19 protein-coding genes are annotated in these 18,810 nt (G+C 67.2%); 9 read left to right on the top strand and 10 right to left on the bottom strand.

The genetic code is table 11. From position 1 onward, the window contains the following. The first annotated feature begins 58 nt into the window (after window positions 1-58). Window positions 59-487 carry a DUF6628 family protein gene (locus NFE57_RS03550; RefSeq protein ID WP_252134184.1) on the top strand — a complete coding sequence of 143 codons (429 nt, stop codon included), beginning with the start codon at window positions 59-61 and terminating at the stop codon, window positions 485-487. Window positions 488-540: 53 nt separating this feature from the next. Here the strand turns inward: NFE57_RS03550 and NFE57_RS03545 are convergent, their stop codons facing one another. Together NFE57_RS03545 and NFE57_RS03540 are read right to left on the bottom strand one after the other, a co-directional pair. Continuing rightward, on the bottom strand, window positions 541-1,884 hold the full coding sequence (locus tag NFE57_RS03545) for an AmpG family muropeptide MFS transporter (protein ID WP_252134183.1): 1,344 nt from the start codon (window positions 1,882-1,884) through the stop codon (window positions 541-543). Window positions 1,885-2,047: 163 nt separating this feature from the next. After that, window positions 2,048-2,482 (bottom strand): response regulator, encoded by a 435-nt coding sequence (locus NFE57_RS03540; RefSeq protein ID WP_252134182.1) that lies wholly within the window; start codon window positions 2,480-2,482, stop codon window positions 2,048-2,050. 128 nt (window positions 2,483-2,610) lie between these two features. Here NFE57_RS03540 and NFE57_RS03535 point away from each other — a divergent pair, with 128 nt between their 5' ends. Continuing rightward, on the top strand, window positions 2,611-3,735 hold the full coding sequence (locus NFE57_RS03535; protein ID WP_252134181.1) for a pseudouridine synthase: 1,125 nt from the start codon (window positions 2,611-2,613) through the stop codon (window positions 3,733-3,735). Further along, window positions 3,732-4,274 carry a 16S rRNA (guanine(966)-N(2))-methyltransferase RsmD gene (gene rsmD / locus NFE57_RS03530; RefSeq protein WP_252134180.1) on the top strand — a complete coding sequence of 181 codons (543 nt, stop codon included), beginning with the start codon at window positions 3,732-3,734 and terminating at the stop codon, window positions 4,272-4,274. Before NFE57_RS03535 ends, rsmD begins: the two co-directional genes overlap by 4 nt. 26 nt (window positions 4,275-4,300) lie before the next feature. Here the strand turns inward: rsmD and NFE57_RS03525 are convergent, their stop codons facing one another. From NFE57_RS03525 to NFE57_RS03505, 5 genes are all read right to left on the bottom strand, one after another. Beyond that, on the bottom strand, window positions 4,301-4,864 hold the full coding sequence (locus NFE57_RS03525; RefSeq protein ID WP_252134285.1) for a peptidylprolyl isomerase: 564 nt from the start codon (window positions 4,862-4,864) through the stop codon (window positions 4,301-4,303). A gap of 77 nt (window positions 4,865-4,941) precedes the next feature. Beyond that, on the bottom strand, window positions 4,942-6,399 hold the full coding sequence (gene gatB, locus NFE57_RS03520) for an Asp-tRNA(Asn)/Glu-tRNA(Gln) amidotransferase subunit GatB (protein ID WP_252134179.1): 1,458 nt from the start codon (window positions 6,397-6,399) through the stop codon (window positions 4,942-4,944). A 95-nt stretch (window positions 6,400-6,494) separates the two neighbouring features. Beyond that, a complete protein-coding gene (gene gatA / locus NFE57_RS03515; protein ID WP_252134178.1) occupies window positions 6,495-7,979 on the bottom strand; it encodes an Asp-tRNA(Asn)/Glu-tRNA(Gln) amidotransferase subunit GatA in 1,485 nt (494 codons plus the stop codon). Next, window positions 7,979-8,266 carry an Asp-tRNA(Asn)/Glu-tRNA(Gln) amidotransferase subunit GatC gene (gene gatC / locus NFE57_RS03510; RefSeq protein ID WP_252134177.1) on the bottom strand — a complete coding sequence of 96 codons (288 nt, stop codon included), beginning with the start codon at window positions 8,264-8,266 and terminating at the stop codon, window positions 7,979-7,981. Before gatC ends, gatA begins: the two co-directional genes overlap by 1 nt. 39 nt (window positions 8,267-8,305) lie before the next feature. Further along, window positions 8,306-10,054, bottom strand: coding sequence for a DUF4153 domain-containing protein (locus tag NFE57_RS03505; RefSeq protein ID WP_252134176.1), 1,749 nt, complete (start codon window positions 10,052-10,054; stop codon window positions 8,306-8,308). Window positions 10,055-10,178: 124 nt separating this feature from the next. Here NFE57_RS03505 and NFE57_RS03500 point away from each other — a divergent pair, with 124 nt between their 5' ends. From NFE57_RS03500 to NFE57_RS03475, 6 genes are all read left to right on the top strand, one after another. Further along, entirely contained in the window at window positions 10,179-11,288 is a 1,110-nt protein-coding gene (locus NFE57_RS03500) for a DUF3089 domain-containing protein (RefSeq protein ID WP_252134175.1), read from the top strand. Between the two features lie 151 nt (window positions 11,289-11,439). Beyond that, window positions 11,440-11,820 (top strand): DUF4168 domain-containing protein, encoded by a 381-nt coding sequence (locus NFE57_RS03495; protein ID WP_252134174.1) that lies wholly within the window; start codon window positions 11,440-11,442, stop codon window positions 11,818-11,820. Between the two features lie 147 nt (window positions 11,821-11,967). Next, window positions 11,968-12,444, top strand: coding sequence for a Holliday junction resolvase RuvX (ruvX, locus tag NFE57_RS03490; protein ID WP_252134173.1), 477 nt, complete (start codon window positions 11,968-11,970; stop codon window positions 12,442-12,444). A gap of 108 nt (window positions 12,445-12,552) precedes the next feature. Further along, window positions 12,553-13,233 carry a L,D-transpeptidase family protein gene (locus tag NFE57_RS03485; protein ID WP_252134172.1) on the top strand — a complete coding sequence of 227 codons (681 nt, stop codon included), beginning with the start codon at window positions 12,553-12,555 and terminating at the stop codon, window positions 13,231-13,233. 184 nt (window positions 13,234-13,417) lie between these two features. Beyond that, complete coding sequence (locus tag NFE57_RS03480; RefSeq protein ID WP_252134171.1) at window positions 13,418-14,407, top strand: aspartate carbamoyltransferase catalytic subunit; 990 nt, start codon at window positions 13,418-13,420, stop codon at window positions 14,405-14,407. After that, window positions 14,404-15,630, top strand: a complete 1,227-nt coding sequence (locus NFE57_RS03475) for a dihydroorotase (RefSeq protein ID WP_252134170.1) — start codon at window positions 14,404-14,406, stop codon at window positions 15,628-15,630. Before NFE57_RS03480 ends, NFE57_RS03475 begins: the two co-directional genes overlap by 4 nt. 174 nt (window positions 15,631-15,804) lie before the next feature. On the opposite strand, the gene NFE57_RS03470 is transcribed toward NFE57_RS03475, so the two are convergent. The 3 genes from NFE57_RS03470 to NFE57_RS03460 are packed head-to-tail and all read right to left on the bottom strand — an operon-like array spanning window position 15,805 to window position 18,478. Continuing rightward, window positions 15,805-17,121, bottom strand: coding sequence for an SPOR domain-containing protein (locus tag NFE57_RS03470; protein WP_252134169.1), 1,317 nt, complete (start codon window positions 17,119-17,121; stop codon window positions 15,805-15,807). A gap of 26 nt (window positions 17,122-17,147) precedes the next feature. Then, window positions 17,148-17,762: a hypothetical protein gene (locus NFE57_RS03465; RefSeq protein WP_252134168.1), complete on the bottom strand. Its 615-nt coding sequence runs from the start codon at window positions 17,760-17,762 to the stop codon at window positions 17,148-17,150. A gap of 2 nt (window positions 17,763-17,764) precedes the next feature. Next, window positions 17,765-18,478, bottom strand: a complete 714-nt coding sequence (locus tag NFE57_RS03460; RefSeq protein WP_252134167.1) for an AAA family ATPase — start codon at window positions 18,476-18,478, stop codon at window positions 17,765-17,767. Window positions 18,479-18,810: the final 332 nt, after the last annotated feature.

Here is an 18,810-nt window from a genome sequence, read left to right as displayed (position 1 = left end):
GCGATTGACTTGCAATAGCAGCTTTGGGAGCATGCGCGTCCGCATCGAGGAGTCGCGCATGACCACCAGCCACAGCATCGTCCACGCCCTTCCCCACCCGCTCCCGGAAGGGAACGACGCCCGGCTCGTGCTGTTCGCGATCCGGCGGCTGGGCGCGCACGGGCTCAACGATGCGTGCGCTGCGCACGGCTTCCTCACCGCGTTCGGCCAGAGCTTCCGTCGCCCGCTGGTGCTGATGCGCGCGTTCATGCTCGATGTGGCCCGCACCGCGACGCAGCCGATCGCGATCGCGCCCTGCTGCTGCGCGCGCGCCACCGCCTCCGAAGCGGCGTTGCTCGAAATTCTCGCCCGCGCCGGGAGCAGCCCCGAATCGGCGCGACTATTGCTCGTCGATCAACTCGGCACCCGCGCGGTGGATAGCGTGCTCGCGAGCGCCGCTGCGGTCGGCGCAGCGTTTGCCGATGCAGGGCGACCGATCGGCGGATAAGGGAGCGGGCCGGTGCCGCCGCTGTTTCAGAGAACCCGAAACAGCGCAGAACTTCAACCGCCCTCGGTGCGCGCGTCGCCCCCCTCGCTCTCGCCTTCGCCTTCGGTTCCCGCGCTCCCCATCGAGCGATCGACGAGGCCGCTGCGGGCCATCCACCAGAACAACAATATTCCCGGCAAGGCGGCGGCGGTCGTCAACAGATAGAAATCGACATAGCCCAGCGCCTCGACCAGCGATCCGGCGGTCGTCCCGGTCAGCACGCGCCCGACGATGCTCGCTGCCGCCGAGATCAGCGCATATTGCGCGGCGGTGAAGCGCAGATCGCACAGCGCCGAGAAATAGGCGACCACCGTCACCCCGCCGATCCCGCTTGCGAAATTCTCGAATCCCACCGCGGCGGCCATGCCCAGGTTGGTATGCCCCGCCATCGCCAGCGCCGCGAAGCTGAAATTGGACACGCCCATCAGCACCAGGCTGAGCAGCACCGAGCGCTTGAGCCCCAATTTGGCGTAGAGCACCCCGCCCACGAAAATCCCGACGAGGAACGCCCAGAAACCGACGCCGATATCGAACACCGCAATCTGATCGTTGGTATAACCGAGATCGTCGAACAGCAGCCGCAGCGTGAGATTGGCAAGCGTGTCGCCGATCTTGTGGATCAGGATGAACAGCAGCACCACCAGCGCGCCGGCGCGCTGGAAGAATTCGACGAACGGCCCCCAGATCGCCCGCAACGCCGCGCGCGCGCCGCGTCTGGCGATCTGCTGGCGCCGCTCGGGCTCGCCATAGAGCAAGGCGGTGAGCATCGCCGGCAGCGCGAACCCCGCGCACGCCAGATAGGCGATCTGCCACCCCACGCGCGCCGCAAGCACCAGTGCCAGCCCGCCCGCGAGCGCCGAACCGATCCGCCAGCCATATTGCACCATCCCCGAGCCGACCCCGAGTTGGTAGGGCTTGAGGATCTCGATCCGATAGGCATCGATCACGATATCGAAACTGGCGCCCGCAAAGCCGACCAGGATCGCGGCGATCACCACTGATTCGAGACCGTGCGCCGGATCGACCAGCGCCAGATTGGCCACCGCGGCGATCACCAGCGCGCCGATGACGAGCATCCACGACACCCGCTGCCCCAGCCGCCCGATCACCGGCAGCCGCACGCCATCGATGATCCACGCCCACAGCGGCTTGGCATTATAGACCAGGAAAGCGAGCGCGAAGGCGGTGATCGTCGCCTTGTCGATATCGGCCTGCTTCAACCGCGTGGTCAGCGTCGCGCCGATCATCGCATAGGGAAAGCCCGACGAGATACCGAGGAAGAACGAGGCGAGCGGCGCCTTTTCGATATAGGGCTTGACGCCCTCCAACCAGCTTCGCTTCCCGACGATCGTGTCCACGCGTTGCTCCCGCCAATAACGGCGCAGACCCTAGAGTGATTTCGAGCCAGATGGAATCATCTGGCGACCCGGAAATCGCGGCAAGCAGAAGATAATTCAGAGTCGATCCGGTTCTATGAGAACCGGACCGACTCTAGCGCCAAAATGCGCGGAGGAAAGGCGTTCAGGCCGCGGTTTCGAGAAACAGGTTGAAGCTTGGGGGCAATCGCCGGGGCTTCCGGCCGCGCAGCACATCCTCGATCGCGCAGATCGCCTGCAACAGGTCGCGCTGGGCATAGGGTTTGGCGAGGCATCCCGCTGCCACGCCGCGCGCCGCCGACGGGCAGTCGCCGGTGACGAACAGCGCGTGGATGCCGCGCGCATGCGCTGCTTCGGCAACCGCGATTCCGCTACCGTCGGGGAGCATGACATCGACCAGCACCAGGTCGATCGCGGCACCGCTGTTCACATGCGCGATCGCCGCCGTCACCGTGTCCACCGTCGCGGCGATGCCAAAGCCTTCGTCCGCCAGATAACGCTCGGTATCGAACGCCACCAGCGGCTCGTCCTCGACGATCAGCAAGCGACTGATCCGACGATCTTTTTTTGCGAACATCATCCTTTTCGCCTCTTACGCCGGCCTGCTCGCATGGCGATCCCGTTACGGCTGCATTCTCTAACGCCCGAACCGCCGACGCGGCGCAAAGTTTTTGAACGCGGGGCTCAAAAAGGATGTATGGCCGCGGCGTGTCACGCTCTCCTGCCCCCAAAGACCCGCAGCGCATCGCCAAGCTGCTCGCCCGTGCCGGCATCGCCTCGCGGCGCGAGATCGAGCGGATGATCGCCGATGGCCGCATTGCGATCCACGGCAAAACGCTCGATACGCCCGCGACACTCGTCGTCTCCCTCCACGGCATCACCGTCGACGGCAACCCCGTCGAGGCACCGCAGCCGACGCGGCTGTTCGTCTTTCACAAGCCCGCAGGCGTGCTCACCGCCGAGCGCGACCCGAAAGGACGGCCGACGATCTACGATCGCCTGCCGCGTGATCTGCCGCGCCTGATCCCGGTCGGGCGGCTCGATTACAATACCGAAGGGCTGCTGCTGCTCACCACCGACGGCGGGCTCAAGCGGCAACTCGAACTGCCGTCGACCGGCGTCGAACGCGCCTATCGCGCGCGCGCCTATGGCAACGTCAGCCAGGCCCAGCTCGAAGATCTGATCGAGGGTGTCGAGATCGACGGCATCCGCTACGGCGCGATCGACGCCAATCTGGAGCGCCGCACCGGCGCCAATGTGTGGATCGAACTGATCCTCAAGGAGGGCAAGAACCGCGAAGTACGCCGCGTGCTCGAACATCTCGGGCTCGAAGTCTCGCGGCTGATTCGCGTTCGCTACGGCCCGTTCGTGCTCGGCGACCTGCCGGTGGGCGGCATTGGCGAAGTGCGCCAGCACGATCTGGTCGCGTTCCGGCAAACGCTCACCAGGGGCACCAAAAGCGACGCCCCGGTCGAGGTCGCGGCGCTGAAGGCGCGCCACGCGCCCGCGCAACCGCCAGCGGAACCCGAGAGGGGCGATACGCACGCCCCTCCCCCCCGCGCCCGGAAGCCGGGCGGGTCATCGCCCCGCACCGGACCCGCCGAGACGATACGAGCGCGGGTACCACGCGAGCGCGTCGCATCCAACGCGCGGGGCGCGCCGCCGCAGGGCCGCGACCGCCCGACACGCGACGCCGAGGATCGCGGGCGCGGCACCAAGGCTGGCGCCACCGCGGCTCCCACGCCCAAGCCAAAACCCAAGCGCGGTGCAGGCTGGGCCAAACCCAAGATCAAGCCCGGCCCCAAACCGCGCGGCCGGCCCAAGCGCCCATGAGGGTCATTGCCGGTCAATGGCGCGGGCGGCCACTGGTCGCGCCGAAGGGCGACGCGACGCGCCCGACCGCCGATCGCACGCGCGAGGCATTATTCTCGATGCTCGCGAGCCGCCTCGGCAGTTTCGACGATCTGGCGGTGGCGGATCTGTTCGCGGGATCGGGCGCGCTCGGGCTCGAGGCGCTGTCGCGCGGCGCCGCCTCATGCCTGTTCGTCGAGCAGGATCGCGCTGCGCTCGACGCGTTGCGCGTCAATGTCGCCAGGCTCGGCGCCACGGGGGCCGATATCCGCGCGCAATCGGTGCTTGCGCTCGGGCCGGCCCGCGCGCCGCTCGATCTGGTGATGATGGACCCGCCCTACGCCACGGGTGCGGGCGCGGTCGCACTCGACAAGCTCGCCCGGCTCGGCTGGACGGGCCCCGCCACCTGGGTGAGTATCGAGACCGCACGCGACGAGGAAATCTCGGTCGCGGGCTTCACGATCGACGTCAGCCGCGTCCACGGCAAGGCGCGCATCACGCTCCTGCAACAGGATAGCTGAACGCGGCGGAAATCAGCCGACAATAGTCAGGGTTTCAGCCGCGTCGCGCTGATGACCTTGACCGGCGTCGCGGGTACCTCCCCCTTGAATGCCCCGCGCACCGTGGCGGCGGGATCGACGGGCGCGTCCATGATCCTTTCGACCACGTCCATCCCCTCGACGACATGGCCGAACGCGGCATAGCCCAGTTTGTCGCCGGGGGCAGCCGGATCGGCATCGAAGCCGGGGCGCTGATCGCCGACCATGATCGTGAATTCGCCGCGCGCCGAGCCCGGTTCGAGCCGCGCGATCGAGAGCGTACCGCTGACATGGTGCACCCCGGTTTCGCTGGTCGGCTCGTGCCGGATCGGCGGCAGGCTCAAAACGGGATCGCCATTGACGCCGAACTGCACGAAACCGAAGCGATCCTGCACTTTGACGGTACGATAGAAGGTCACCCCATCGAGCTTGTGCTGATCGACATAAGCGAGAAAATTGTTCGCAGTGATCGGCGCGCGCTCGGTATCGAGCGCGACGACGATGGGGCCTGCGCTGGTCTGGATCGCAACGCGCGGCAGATCGGCATCGGGTTCGGCCGCTGCCTCGGTCATCGGCGCCCGGCCGGGCGCCTCCTGCGCAACCGCCGGCGCAACCGCGAACAGCGCGATCGAGGCCAGCGCGAGCGGCGTCACCCCAGCGTCTTCTTGAGCAGTTCATTGACGACCTGCGGGTTCGCCTTGCCCTGCATCGCCTTCATCGTCTGGCCGACGAAGAAGCCAAAGAGCTTGTCCTTGCCGCCGCGATAATCGGCGACCTTGTCCGGGTTGGCGGCCATCACCTTGGCGATCTCGGCCTCGATCGCGCCGGTGTCGCTGGTCTGCTTGAGCCCGCGCTCCTCGACGATCTTGCTCGGATCGTCGCGGGTTTCGAGCATGATCTCGAACACCTGTTTGGCGAGGCTCCCCGACAGCGTACCATCGGCCACCAGACCGAGCAGTTCCGCTGCCTGCGAAGGGCTTACCGGGCTTTGCTCGATATCCTTGCCAAGCCGATTGAGCGCGCCGAACAGTTCGGACGCGACCCAGTTCGAGGCCTGCACCGGTGCCGCTCCGGCTTCCAGCAGCGCATCGAACCAGCGCGCGGTTTCGACCTCGGCGGTCAACACCCCGGCATTGTACGGCGTGATGCCTTGGCTCAAGTAGCGCGCGCGCTTGGCGCCGGGCAGTTCGGGCAGGCTCGCGCGGCATTCGTCGAGAAAGGCATCGTCGAGTTCGAGCGGCAGCAGATCGGGATCGGGGAAATAGCGATAATCGTGCGCATCTTCCTTCGATCGCATCGACCGGGTCGTGCCGGTATCGGGATCGTAGAGCCGCGTTTCCTGAACGATCCGCCCGCCCGCTTCGAGCACGTCGATCTGGCGGTTCGCCTCATGCTCGATCGCCGCCATCACGAAGCGCACCGAATTGACGTTCTTGGTCTCGGTCCGCGTGCCCAGTTCGTCGCCGGGTTTGCGCACCGAGACGTTGACGTCGGCGCGCATCGAGCCTTCTTCCATATTGCCGTCGCAACTGCCGACATAACGCAGAATCGATCGCAGCTTCCGCAGGTAAGCCCCTGCTTCCGCAGGCGACCGCATATCCGGCCGGCTGACGATCTCCATCAGCGCGACGCCCGAACGGTTGAGATCGACATAAGAGCGCGTCGGGTGCTGATCGTGCATCAGCTTGCCTGCATCCTGCTCGACATGGATGCGCTCGACGCCGATCGTCTTGGTCGCGTCATCGACCTCGATATCGATCGAACCTTCACCGACAAGCGGATGATAAAGCTGCGAAATCTGATAGCCCTGCGGTAGATCGGCGTAGAAATAGTTCTTGCGATCGAACCGTGACCATTTGTTGATCTGCGCATCAATCGCCATGCCGGTGCGCACCGCCTGACGGATGCACTCGCGATTGAGCACCGGCAGCATCCCCGGCATCGCCGCGTCGACCAGGCTGACCTGCGTATTGGGCTCCGCCCCGAACGCGGTCGACGCGCCCGAGAACAATTTGGCGTTCGAGGTTACCTGCGCATGAACTTCGAGGCCGATCACGACCTCCCATTCGCCCGTTGCGCCCTGGATGCGGTAGGTTGATTCAGTCATTTCTTACACCGTCATCCCAGCGAAGGCTGGGATCTTTCTCCAAATACCGCTTCCGCTGCCCGAGATTCCAGCCTTCGCTGGAATGACGTAGCGTCTTACCACCAGGCCTCCGGCCGCGCGGTGAAGCCTGCACGTTGCTCGATCGCCAGCCCGGCGTTGAGCACGCTCTGTTCGTCGAGCGGCTTGCCGATGATCTGGAGACCCAGCGGCAGCCCCGCGGCGTCGAGCCCGCCCGGCACGCTCATCGCGGGCAGCCCCGCGAGGCTCGACGGCACGGTGAAGACATCGTTCAGATACATCGCCAGCGGATCGGCATTCTTTTCGCCGAGCGCGAACGCCGCCGACGGCGCGGTCGGCGTCAGCAGCACGTCGCAACGCGCCCACACCGCCTCGAAATCGCGGGCGATCAACGTGCGGACCTTCTGCGCCTGCGTGTAATAGGCATCGTAATAACCCGCCGACAGCACATAGGTGCCGATCATGATGCGGCGCTTGACCTCGTCGCCGAACCCGGCGGCGCGCGTCGCAGCATACATTTCCTGAAGGTTCGCGCCCTCGGGCAGATCGCGCAGGCCGTAGCGCACGCCGTCATAGCGCGCGAGGTTGGACGACGCCTCGGCGGGGGCAATGATGTAATAAGCCGGCAACGCGTAGCGCGTGTGCGGCAGCGAGACCTCGACGATCTCGGCGCCCGCATCCTTCAGCCAGTCCACGCCCTGCTGCCACAAAGCCTCGATCTCGGCGGGCATGTTCTCGACCCGATATTCCTTGGGAATACCGACCTTCTTACCCTTGAAATCGCTGGACAATCCGGCTTCCCATTGGGGCACCTCGAGATCGAGCGAGGTCGCGTCGCGCGGATCGAACCCCGCCATCGCCTCCAGCATGATCGCGCAGTCGCGCACGTCGCGCGCCATCGGCCCGGCCTGATCGAGCGACGAGGCGAACGCCACCACCCCCCAGCGCGAGCAGCGGCCGTAGGTGGGCTTGATCCCGGCAATACCCGTGAAAGCGGCGGGCTGGCGGATCGAGCCCCCAGTATCGGTGCCGGTCGCCGCCGGGCAAAGCCGCGCCGCAATCGCCGCCGACGAACCGCCCGACGAGCCACCCGGCGCAAGCGGCGCATTGCCGCCGTCATTCCGGCGCCAGGGCGAGATCACATTGCCGAAGGCGCTGGTCTCGTTGGACGAGCCCATCGCGAACTGATCCATGTTGAGCTTGCCCAACATCCCCGCACCGGCATCCCACAGCTTCTGCGAGACCGCCGATTCATACGGCGGGGTGAAGCCTTCGAGGATGTGGCTCGCCGCGGTCGAGGCGACGCCCTTGGTGCAGAACAGGTCCTTCATCCCGATCGGCACGCCCGCGAGCGGCTTGGGTGCCTCGCCGGCGGCGCGTGCCTTGTCGGCGGCATCGGCGGCGGCGAGCGCGTGATCGGGGGTCTGGACAAGAAAGGCGTTGAGCGCGGCCGCCCCGGCGACGCGCGCGGAAAAGGCCTCGGCGACCTCGCGCGCGGAGAAGGTGCCCGCACGGACGCCGTCGCGGATGGCGGCGACGCCAAGATCGGTGACGTGGGTCATTATTCGATCACCTTGGGCACGGCGAAAAAGCCATGTTCGGCCTGCGGCGCGTTGGCGAGCACGGCATCGCGCACATCGCCGTCGGTAACGACATCGTCGCGCAGCCGCAGCGTGTTGGGGATGACGGCGGTCATCGGCTCGACCGAGGCCGTATCGACCTCGCCCAATTGCTCGATCCAGCCGAGGATGTTGCCCAGTTCGGGCGCCAGGCGCTCGGCTTCGGCGTCGGTGATCGCAATGCGTGCAAGGCTCGCGATCCGCTTTACGGTTGCAGTGTCTACGGACATGCGCGAGCGGCTAGCACCGCCCGCGCAGCCAGTGCAATGCTATTCGAACGCATCGCCCACCGGAACCTCGCCGACGAACGCCTGGCGGCGCGCGACCGGGCGGATCGACACGTCCCCGCGCGCGAGCGCGGCAGCGACCCCCGCGCGGTTGCCATCCGAGAGATCGCCGATCGCGCCCGCCGATTCGACCTTCCACTGATCGCCCTGTTTGACGAGATGCGCGATCGCACAATCGCTGCGCGCCACGATCTTCTTGTCGCCCTGCCCCGCGTCGATCGCGCATGTGCCGGAAATCGAAACCGCCTCGGTGTCACCGGGGTGCCAGAGGACGGTGCAAACGCGATCGCCCGAACCGCACGCATTCCAATCGGCCAGCCCTTCCTGCAACGCCGGCGGCAGCGCGACCGCATCGGGCAGGATGCGGAGCCGCTTCGCCAGCGTGCTCGCGCGCTCGACCGTGTTTTGCCGTTCGGCAAGTGCCCAGCGATCCTTGGCCGCAAGCGCTTTTTTCGCGGCCGCGGCGACCTGCGGTGTCGTTGATTTGGCCAGCTTTTGCGTCGCGCGTTTGCCGGGTTCACCGAAATCGAACGCCAGCGCGGCCCAATCGAACCTGTCGGGTGTCACCTTGCCCGCGTCGAGCCGCGCGACCTGATCGTGAACCGAGAGCGCGTTGAAACTCAGGATCGGCGTGGCAAGGAACAAGGCAATCCCCGCGACCGCGAAAGCGATCCTGAGGTTTGCCGGGCGCGCGCCCTCGGCCCAGCGCAACCGCCGCCGCGCGAGTGCGATCCAATAGGCCAGCCCCATCACGATCGCGACGGCGACGAACACCACTGCCCACAGCCGCTCGGGGGTGAGCCCATATTGCTCGATCCGCAGCCCGGTCGCGATCGCCGCGATAACCGCCAGCGGCAGGATCACTGCGCCGAGCACTGCCGCGCCCCAGCGCAGCGCCGGGTTGGTCGCTTCGTCCTCGACCCCGTCGCCGATCGCGGTGTTGGCCAGCACCCATGCGCCGAACGCGCAGACAAGCAGGATCGGTGTGGTCGCCTTGGTCGCTTCCCATAGCGCCCCCAACCCTGTGAAGGGCAGCGCGAGCAGGAACAGCAGCAACCCCGCCCCAAGCACCGGCGCAAGCACCGAGAGCACCGCCGTGACCACGCGCCGGAGCGTCCGCACCACATGCTCGCGCTCGCGGAAAAGGCCGAGCGCGCTACCAAAAGCGCCGCCGATCAGCAGCGCCATGAACCATTCCTTCCTGAGCAGATCGCTCAGCAAGGCGATCCCGATCAGCTCGAACAGGGCCGAGAGCAGAAAGGCGAGCGCAAGCGTGACCCCCACGAACGCCCAGGAGGCGCACCACAACACGATATTGGTCCAGACGTGCGCATGGACCTCGTGATAGGGAAACGCCGCTTGCCCCTGATCGCGCGCGGTCTGGAACAAGGGCGCGGCGATCGCGATCGCGACGAACAGGCTGGCATCGCTCCAGCCGCCCGCCCACCACACCCCGCCGCCGGGCGTCCCGCTCCACCACAGCACCAGCCCGGTCACCGCCGCAACGATCGCAGCGAAGATCACCGCCCACGCCAGCCGCACCCGCTCGGCGGTGAAGCCGAAACCGAGCGCACCGGTCGCGATCGCCGCCATCAACGCACGCTGCGCCGCACCGCCGCCATCACCGTTGCCGATCTGCTGGATCGCGAGGCAGGCAAGCGCGCCGACGACCGCAAGCAAAATAGGCCGCACCGGCCAGCGATTGTCGTTTTCCATCGGTTCGTCGTGCATCGCGCCCTCCTGCTTGCTAGAATTCGGTCATGTCTTCGCGACGATTGCAAGCGCCGCCGTGGTCGTGCAGGGGTTTCGCCCCGCTTCTGCCACCCCCATGCTGCGCCGCAGCAAGGATACCACCTTGGCCCGTAAATTCCTCTATCTGATAGCGATCCTGATCATGCTCGCCATCGCCGCCGCGTTCGCTTACCGTCTGTTTGGTGTGCAGATCATGCGCACCGCGATGGTGCCGACCGCCAAGTTCGAGCCACAGGAAAAGGCGACAGCATCGGTCTATGCCGATCCGGCGATGTGGTTCTCGCGACCGGGCAAGGCGGACGATCCCGCGCGCTGGGTGCCCGCCGGCTATCAACCGGGCGCCGCGCCGAATGCGGCGGTGTTCTACGTCCACCCGACCTCCTACCTCAACCGCGCGCGCTGGAACGCACCGCTCGACGATGCCGAGGCCAATGGTCGCGCCACCTTGTTCCTGCGCGGTCAGGCGACCGCATTCAACGCGGTCGGCGAGATCTGGGCGCCGCGCTATCGCCAGGCGACGTTCGGCGCGTTCCTGACCAGCGAGGCCGCCGCCGGGCAGGCGCTCGACCTTGCCTATGGGGACGTGCTCACCGCGTTCGACCAGTTCCTGAACGAAATCGGCCCCGATCGGCCGATCATCCTCGCCGGGCACAGCCAGGGCGCGCTGCACCTGACGCGCTTGCTCAAGGATCGGGTGGCGGCCACCCCGCTCGCCGCGCGTATCGTCGCGGCCTATGTCGTCGGCTGGCCGGTCTCGAAAACCGCCGATCTGCCCGCGCTCGGGCTGCCGCAATGCGAGGCCGCCGATCAGGCCGGCTGTATCCTCTCATGGCAGACCTTCGCCGAGCCCGCCGATCCCGCGCTGATTTTCGACACGTTCGACAAGACCGACGGCTATACCGGCGCCCCGCGTGCCGGCACCGATATGGTCTGCACCAACCCGATCACCGGCACGCCCGACTCCACGGCCCCCGCGAGCGCCAATCTGGGCACGCTGTTTCCCTCGGCCGATCTGCTCAACGCCGACATCGAACCCGGCATGATCTCGGCGACCTGCGAAGGTCGCGGCATTCTCTCGGTGGGGCCGCCGCCAAGTCTGGTTGGAAATTATGTGCTTCCGGGCAACAATTACCATGTGTTCGACTATTCGTTGTTCTGGGCAAATATCCGCACCGATGCCCAACGCCGCTTCGATTCGTACCAGAACGACTGATCGCCGGGATCACTCGCCTCGTCATCACTTGATTCATTCTATCCGTCATCTCCCACGATTCGGCTGCATTCCTGTTGATCGCGTGCAACACGCCCGCGATGTGAGCGTCATCGTTCCCGACACCATCCCAACCCCCGAGGGAGACTTGACGATGAAGACGCTTCTCAAGACGACGATGCTGGCCGGTGCCTGCCTGATGGCGGCGCCCGCGCTGGCGCAGACGAGTCCGGCCGATCCAGCCGCGCCGCAAAGCGATCCGGCGGCGCAGGCTCCGCAGGCATCGGCGTCCGCCGGTGCGGTGAGCGATGCCGAGGTCGATCAGTTCGCAAGCGCCGCGGTTGCGGTGCAGAAGATCGGCAGCGATGCAACCGTCGCCGAGGATGCCAAACAGGCCAAGATGGCCGAGGCCGTTCAGAGTTCGGGCCTGAAGCCCGAGCGCTTCAACGAGATCGCGCAGGCCTCGCAGGCCGATCCCGCACTTCAGGCGCGCATCCAGACCGCCGCACAGAGCAAGATCAAACCCGGGAGCTAAGGCCCCATTTGGGAAATGCGCCTTTGGGCGCCTCTGAAATCGTCCTTTCGCGATTTCCCAAATAGCATCTGACGCGCCGGCCGCCTCCCCCTCGCGGCCGGCGCGTTTCGTATCGACCGCATCCGCTGGCGCGCTATAGCGTCGCGGATGATCAGCACCGACCGCACCGATTTCCATAACGCCCTGCCCGCCGGCGGGCGCCTGATCGGGCTCGATGTCGGCACCAGGACGATCGGCACTGCGCTGTGCGACGCGGGCTGGAGCTTCGCGAGCCCCGCCGAGCTGATCCGCCGCACCAAATTCCAGAAAGACAAGGCCGCGCTAGTCGCCTTGATCGCCGCGCAGCAGGTGCGCGGGATCGTGATCGGGCTGCCGCTCAACCTCGACGGCAGCGAAAGCCCGCGCAGCCAATCGACGCGGGCGTTCGCGCGCAACCTCGCCGATCTCGATCTTCCGATCCTGCTATGGGACGAACGCTGGTCGACGCAGGCGGTCACGCGCACGCTGATCGAACAAGATGCTAGCCGCGCCAGGCGCGCCGAGCTGGTCGACAAGATGGCCGCCGCCTACATCCTGCAAGGCGCGATCGACGCGCTGGCGATGATCCGCCCCGCCGAACCCTAACACCCGCCACAGGCGTCCCGCTCTGGAACAGGCCGAATCGCGGGGTGGTCCCACAGCGCCCGCACGTCTATTCCTGACGTGAGTTTTGTGACGCAGGGGTAAGTTTCGATGGCCACGCGCACCGCCGCACAGCGCGCCCGTTCCTGGATCAGGGCCGCGCTCTATCTCGCTGCCTTGGTGGCGCTGCCGCTGCTCGCCACCCCTGCCAGCGCGACGCGCGCGACCGCCAAATTCCCGGTCAAGAGCGTACTCGGCCTCGATGCCCCGCTCGAACCGGGCGATTATGTGTGGGATGACGAGGGGGTCGCGCCCGGCAAGACCACGATCGTCGTCGATCTCGAAACCGCGCTGATCCATGTCTATCGCGCGGGCAACGAGATCGGCCGCTCGTCGATCATCTATGGCTTCGACGCCAAGCCGACGCCGCTCGGCGTGTACCCGATCCTCCAAAAGAGCCGCGATCACGTCTCGAACATCTACAAAGGCGCGCCGATGCCCTGGATGCTGCGGCTGACCTGGACCGGGATCGCGATCCACGGCAGCCGCAGAATCGCCGACGACATCGCCACCCATGGCTGCGTCGGCCTGCCCCACGGCTTCGCCAAGATCCTGTTCGACAACGCCAAGGTCGGCGACACGGTGATGGTGACCAACAGCTGGAGCGGCAACGACGACGCGATCCGCATGGCCGAGGCCGCCCAGCCGACGCCGCAGCCTGCGCCGGTGCTCGATTATGCGTTCCCGATCGATACCCCCGCCGACGACGCCGCGATGCTCTCGCGCAGCTAGGCATCGCGCCCACAATCGGAATCGCCACCTAAAGCCCGTTCGTGCTGAGCTTGTCGAAGCACCGTTCTTCTTCGCCCCGATCGCAGCAGCAAGAACGGCCCTTCGACAAGCTCGGGGCGAACGGTAGGTGGTCTACCTCCCACGCCTTGCGCGCCCGCTCGCCGCGCGCTACGCGATCACCTCAATGCCAGCCTCAGATCATTCGCCCGCCGCCCAGCTTCCTGGTGGCGCCGTCTTCCCGCACGGGAACCTCACCGGCATTTCGGGGCTCGAGCCGCACGAGATCGTCTTTCTGCTCGATGAGGCGGAAAAATGGGTCGACTGGAACCGCAGCCACGCCAAAAGCCAGCATCCGCTCGAAGGGCTGACCCAGATCAACGCGTTCTTCGAGAATTCGACGCGCACATTGCTGTCGTTCGAGATCGCGGGCAAACGGCTGGGCGCCGATGTGGTCAACATGCACGCCGCGCAAAGCTCGATCAAAAAGGGCGAAACGCTGATCGACACCGCGATGACATTGAACGCGATGCGCGCCGATGTGATCGTGATCCGCCACGCCAGTTCGGGCGCGGTGCAATTGATCGCGGACAAGGTCGATTGCCCGGTGCTCAACGCAGGGGACGGCGCGCACGAGCATCCGACCCAGGCACTGCTCGACGCGCTGACGATCCGGCGGCGGCGTGGCGGCATTGCCGGGCGGCGCGTGGTGATCTGCGGCGATCTGCTCCACAGCCGGGTTGCGCGCTCGAATATCCTCGCCTTGACCGCGCTTGCCGCCGAGGTCCGGGTGTGCGCGCCGACGACGCTGATGCCGCCCGCGATCGAACGGATGGGAGTGGCCGCGTTCACCGATTTCGATGCCGCGATTCGAGACGCCGATGTCGTGATGATGCTCCGGCTCCAGAACGAGCGCATGTCGGGTGCCTACATCCCGTCGTCGCGCGAATATCACCTGCGGTACGGGCTGACGCTCGATCGGCTGGCGCGCGCCAGACCCGACGCGCTGGTGATGCATCCGGGGCCGATGAACCGCGGCGTCGAGATCGCCTCGAACGTCGCCGACCATCCTGACCGGTCGGCGATCACCGAACAGGTCGAAATGGGAGTCGCGGTCCGCATGGCCTGCCTCGACGTGCTGACGCGCCGCGCGCGCGGCGTGGAGGGCTGGGCATGAAGCGCGCCTTCACCAATGCCCGCCTCGTCTGCCCCAACAACGGCGTGGCGCAGGGTACGCTGATCACCGAGGGCGACCGCATCGTCGCACGCGGGCAGACCGGCCTGCCGAGCGATGCCGAGGTGATCGATTGCGCCGGGCTTTGCATTGCGCCCGCAATCGTCGATCTCGGCGTGTTCGCGGTCGATCCTGCGGCGTTCCACGCGGGCGGCATCGCGCGGATCGGGCTGATGCCCGATCAATCGCCGGTGCTCGATGAGCCCGGCGCTGTCCAGCGCGCGGCGCTGATCGGCAAGCCGGGCTTGTGGATTCACCCGATCGCGGCGGCGACCAAGGGGCTCGCGGGCACCGATCTCGCCGAAATGGCGATCAACCAGCAGGCAGGCGCGAAAGCGGTCGCGACCGGGCGGCGCTGGATCGCCGATTCGGGCGTGATGCGCAAAGTGCTCGGCTATGCGCGCGATCTCGGGCTGGCGGTGGTATCGCACGCCGAGGATGGCGGGATGACGGGCAATGCCGTCGCGACCGCCGGCGAAGCGGCGACCCGGCTCGGGCTCGCCTCGGCGCCGTCGCTCGCCGAACCGCTGGCGATCGCGCGCGATCTGATGCTTGCCGAGGAAACCGGCGCGCGGCTCCATGTCCGGCAGGTGACGACCGCCGCGGGGTTCGACCTGATCCGCGCCGCCAAACGCCGCGGGGTGTTGGTGACGTGCGGGATCACGCCCGCGCACCTGCTGCTTTCCGACATCGCGATGACCGATTTTCGCAGCTTCGCACATCTCTCGCCGCCGCTCAGGAGCGAGGACGACCGGCAGGCCGCGCTTGCCGCGATCGCCGACGGGACGATCGACGTGCTCGGCTCGGGCCACGATCCGCGCGGCCCCGAGGAAAAGCGCCTGCCCTTCGCCGATGCCGCGCCGGGCGCCGCCGATGCGGAGCATCTGCTCGCGCTCGCGCTGACGCTGGTCCGCGATGAGCGGATCACGATCGATCGGTTGTTCGCGCTGCTATCGGCCAACCCGGCCAAGGTGCTCGGCGTCGAAGGCGGCAGCCTCAACGAAGGCGCCCCCGCCGATCTGGTCGCGTTCGATGCCGGCGCGCCGTGGCAGATCGCCACCGAGACGATGCACGCGCGGACCGGCAATACGCCGTTTGACGGTCTGCCCGTGCAGGGCAAGGTGCGCCGTCTGTTCAAGGGCGGCGCAGAGGTGTTCCGGGCGTAGACTTTGATCCACTCACGTGGATACGGCACCGGCCCGCTCCCCCACGGGTTCCCCACAAAGTATTACTTTGTGGGGTTACCCCCACCCCGCCTCCCAAGTCATTATGCTGCATGGGAGACGGGGTGGGGGAGCGGGCCGGTGCCGCAATCGGATTCAGCCTGGCCGAATCCGAATCTACCGCGCCGCGAGGCGGGTGTTGGAATTGACCCATTTGGCGGTCTGGTCGCCGGCATCTTGCCGGACGAAGCACTGCCCGCCTTTGGCCTTGTAGCGACGGCACAGATTATCGGCGTCGACGCGGGCAAAGCCCCCGACCGACAGCCGATAGAATTCACCGCCATTGCCGCTGAAATGCATCCCCTGCGGCGTCTGGCCCTGGAATGCCGGCAGCACGCGGCGGATGCGGTTCCAGCCATCGCGCGCGACCGCGGCATTCTCATAGGCGCCAAGCTGGACGAACCAATTGCCTGCCGCGAGCGTGAGCGGCGCAGCGACGCGCGGCGCGGCCCCCACCGCCGGTTTGGTGACGGCAGGACGTGCCACGCGTGCGGGCAGTGCCTGGACGATTTCGGTGCGCGGACCAAACACCACCGAGGCGCGGGGCGCGACATAGGATGAAACGCTCGGCGCGGCCATCGCAACCGTCGCGGCGGGCGCCAGCGCTGGTCCGGGGACGGTGCTGTCTCCGGCGGCGATCGCAGCGACGGGCGCCGCAACGGCCATCGCGACCGGCGCGACATCGGCATTGAGTGCGAGCGCGACCGGCTGCCCCTGATCGGCGCGCGGTTTGACTCCGAGCAGCGCGGCGACCTGATCAGACGCGCGATGCGGCGTCGCGAATGCCGCCCATTGCTCGATCCGGCTATCGACCTCGGCGGGCGACAGATCGACCATCGCGATCGAGCGCGCGGCCTGCCAATTGCCCGCGAGCGCAAAGGCAAGCGCGAGATTCTGGCGGGTCTTGGGCGTCGCATCGCGTTGCCGCGCGGCGGGCACCAACACCTCGAGCGCGGCCCTGGGGTCGCCGGCAAGCGCGAGCGCGAGCCCGCGATCGGCGGCGGGGATCACCCCGGCATGATCGTCGAGCGTCGCACGCGCACCGCTCCAGTCGCCCTCGGCGGTCTGGGCCAGCGCGAGGCTGAGCGCGGCCTTGCCATCGTTCGAATCGAGCGTGAGCGCATCGGTGAACGCCTGCCGTGCCGAGGTGAAGCGGCCATCGGCGAGATACGATTGACCGAGCAACACGCGATAGCTGACATCGCGTGGGGCAAGCGCCACCGCCTTTTCAGCATAATCGACGGCATCGGCGGCCTTGTTCCGGGCCAGCGCGCGGCTGGCCTTGTCGACCAGCTTGGCGATCTGGCGCGCATCGGCATCGGCATCGCGCGTGCTCGCCGACGCAACCCCGGCCTGATACCCGGCACAGCTGACCATCGTGCCGCCGAACAGCAGCGCCGAAGCACCGATGGTCAGCAAGATTTTGGTCGTCATCCCCTATCCCCTATTCGCTCGAACCGTCAGTCGCGGTGCGGCAATTGGCGCACCAGATCCTCGACCTCGGGCAGCGTATCGAGCAGTTGATCAAGCGCCTCGGTGACAAGCACCTGCGCCGAACGGTTGCACAAGGCGGTCGCGAGCCGCAGCCGCAGATGACGATCGGCATCGAGGCGCAGCGTAAACGCCACCTTGCCCGTTGCGTTGCGCCGCTTGCGGCCCTTGCCCTTGCCCGAGGTTTCGCGCCCGATCCGGGTCGCGGTGGCGACCGATACCGATTTGCGCGGCGTGCGGGCCGGGGCCGCGCGTTGCGGTGCCTCGGCAATCTCGGCGGCAACCGGTTCGGCCGGCACCACCGGCGCGGGCACACGCGTCTCGATTTCCTCGCGCAGCGCCTCGCGCTGGCGAAGCACCGCGGGCGTCGCGGCGACGCTATCCATCGGCGTCAGTTCGGGCCGGGGGCCGTGATGCGCCAGCGGCTCGTCGACCGGGCCCATATCGTTCCAGCCGAGATCCTCGAGCTGGTCGGCCATCGTGCCGAAACCCGACAGGCCCTGCGGGCGCATCGCGGGGCGCGCTTGCCCCTTGCGCGCGAGCAGGCCCGACGACAACGATGCGGTAGGCTTGAGTTGTGCCATGGTCAGCTCACCACCCGGCGGCCGAAGCCGCTCGCTAGAGGCCGCGGCGCAACGAAACCGTTGGCGCTGGGCGCGCTGAACACCGTGCGGCGGAAATTCTTTTCAAGCCGGTCGGAAACATAGCTCCAGAGCTGGATGATCTCCTGCGCCGACCGGCACTTCTGATCGACCTCCATCACCGTGCGGCCGTCGATCATCGAGGCGGCGAAATCGGTGCGGTGGTGGACGGTGACCGGCGCGACCGTGCCATGCTGCGACAAGGCGACCGCGGCTTCGGAGGTGATCCGCGCCTTGGGCGTCGCGCCGTTGACGACGAACAGCAGCGGCTTGCCCGCGCGCTCGCACAGATCGACGGTGGCGCCCACGGCGCGCAGATCGTGCGGGCTGGGGCGCGTCGGGATCACGATCAATTCGGCCACCGCGATCACGCTCTGGATCGCCATCGTGATCGCCGGCGGGGTATCGATCATCGCCAGCTTGAAGCCCTGCTGGCGCAACACCTCCAGATCGGCGGCGAGCCGCGCCACCGTGGTCTGGGCGAAGGCGGGGTAATCGGTATCGCGCTCGTTCCACCAATCCGAAAGCGATCCCTGCGGATCGATGTCGATGAGCACGACGGGGCCGGCACCGGCCAATTGCGCCTGTACCGCCAGATGCCCCGAAAGCGTGGTCTTTCCAGACCCGCCCTTCTGCGATGCCATTGCGAGAACCCGCATCAGCGTCCCCTGAAAAACCTGCTGTTCCAGCGTCTGCGAATGCCATGGGGAACGATAAGAAGCCGTTAACGGCGTGATTACGGGGCATTTGCGCGGCGCGACCATCGCCACCGCGGCCACCCGCCCCATCGCTTCTGTCGTGTCCCACGACGGCACAGCACGCCCCGGCTGGGGAGGTGACAGGTCGATCAACCGGGCTAAGGTCGGCGCGGCAAGGGGGGAGCCTTCGGGGGCGGCGGGCATCTCAGCCGGGGTCTGCCGCCCCCCTCCGGCCGACAGCACTGATAGGGGGAATGCTGCCAGTTCCCCCCGCTCTCGCGTGAGGCGACGAT

Origin of the sequence: Hephaestia sp. MAHUQ-44, assembly GCF_023806085.1 — a bacterium.
Lineage (GTDB): Bacteria > Pseudomonadota > Alphaproteobacteria > Sphingomonadales > Sphingomonadaceae > Sphingomonas.
This window is presented reverse-complemented; position numbering and strand designations above follow the sequence as displayed.

What these genes read in the sequence shown, in the direction of transcription:
- NFE57_RS03485 (WP_252134172.1), top strand. Translation starts at nt 12,553, where the DNA reads ATGGCCACGCGCACCGCCGCACAGCGCGCCCGTTCCTGGATCAGGGCC.
- NFE57_RS03495 (WP_252134174.1), top strand. Translation starts at nt 11,440, where the DNA reads ATGAAGACGCTTCTCAAGACGACGATGCTGGCCGGTGCCTGCCTGATG.
- NFE57_RS03475 (WP_252134170.1), top strand. Translation starts at nt 14,404, where the DNA reads ATGAAGCGCGCCTTCACCAATGCCCGCCTCGTCTGCCCCAACAACGGC.
- gatB (WP_252134179.1), bottom strand. Translation starts at nt 6,399, where the DNA reads ATGACTGAATCAACCTACCGCATCCAGGGCGCAACGGGCGAATGGGAG.
- NFE57_RS03525 (WP_252134285.1), bottom strand. Translation starts at nt 4,864, where the DNA reads ATGACCGAGGCAGCGGCCGAACCCGATGCCGATCTGCCGCGCGTTGCG.
- rsmD (WP_252134180.1), top strand. Translation starts at nt 3,732, where the DNA reads ATGAGGGTCATTGCCGGTCAATGGCGCGGGCGGCCACTGGTCGCGCCG.
- NFE57_RS03505 (WP_252134176.1), bottom strand. Translation starts at nt 10,054, where the DNA reads ATGCACGACGAACCGATGGAAAACGACAATCGCTGGCCGGTGCGGCCT.
- NFE57_RS03470 (WP_252134169.1), bottom strand. Translation starts at nt 17,121, where the DNA reads ATGACGACCAAAATCTTGCTGACCATCGGTGCTTCGGCGCTGCTGTTC.
- NFE57_RS03465 (WP_252134168.1), bottom strand. Translation starts at nt 17,762, where the DNA reads ATGGCACAACTCAAGCCTACCGCATCGTTGTCGTCGGGCCTGCTCGCG.
- NFE57_RS03460 (WP_252134167.1), bottom strand. Translation starts at nt 18,478, where the DNA reads ATGCGGGTTCTCGCAATGGCATCGCAGAAGGGCGGGTCTGGAAAGACC.
- gatA (WP_252134178.1), bottom strand. Translation starts at nt 7,979, where the DNA reads ATGACCCACGTCACCGATCTTGGCGTCGCCGCCATCCGCGACGGCGTC.
- NFE57_RS03550 (WP_252134184.1), top strand. Translation starts at nt 59, where the DNA reads ATGACCACCAGCCACAGCATCGTCCACGCCCTTCCCCACCCGCTCCCG.
- ruvX (WP_252134173.1), top strand. Translation starts at nt 11,968, where the DNA reads ATGATCAGCACCGACCGCACCGATTTCCATAACGCCCTGCCCGCCGGC.
- NFE57_RS03540 (WP_252134182.1), bottom strand. Translation starts at nt 2,482, where the DNA reads ATGATGTTCGCAAAAAAAGATCGTCGGATCAGTCGCTTGCTGATCGTC.
- NFE57_RS03480 (WP_252134171.1), top strand. Translation starts at nt 13,418, where the DNA reads ATGCCAGCCTCAGATCATTCGCCCGCCGCCCAGCTTCCTGGTGGCGCC.
- gatC (WP_252134177.1), bottom strand. Translation starts at nt 8,266, where the DNA reads ATGTCCGTAGACACTGCAACCGTAAAGCGGATCGCGAGCCTTGCACGC.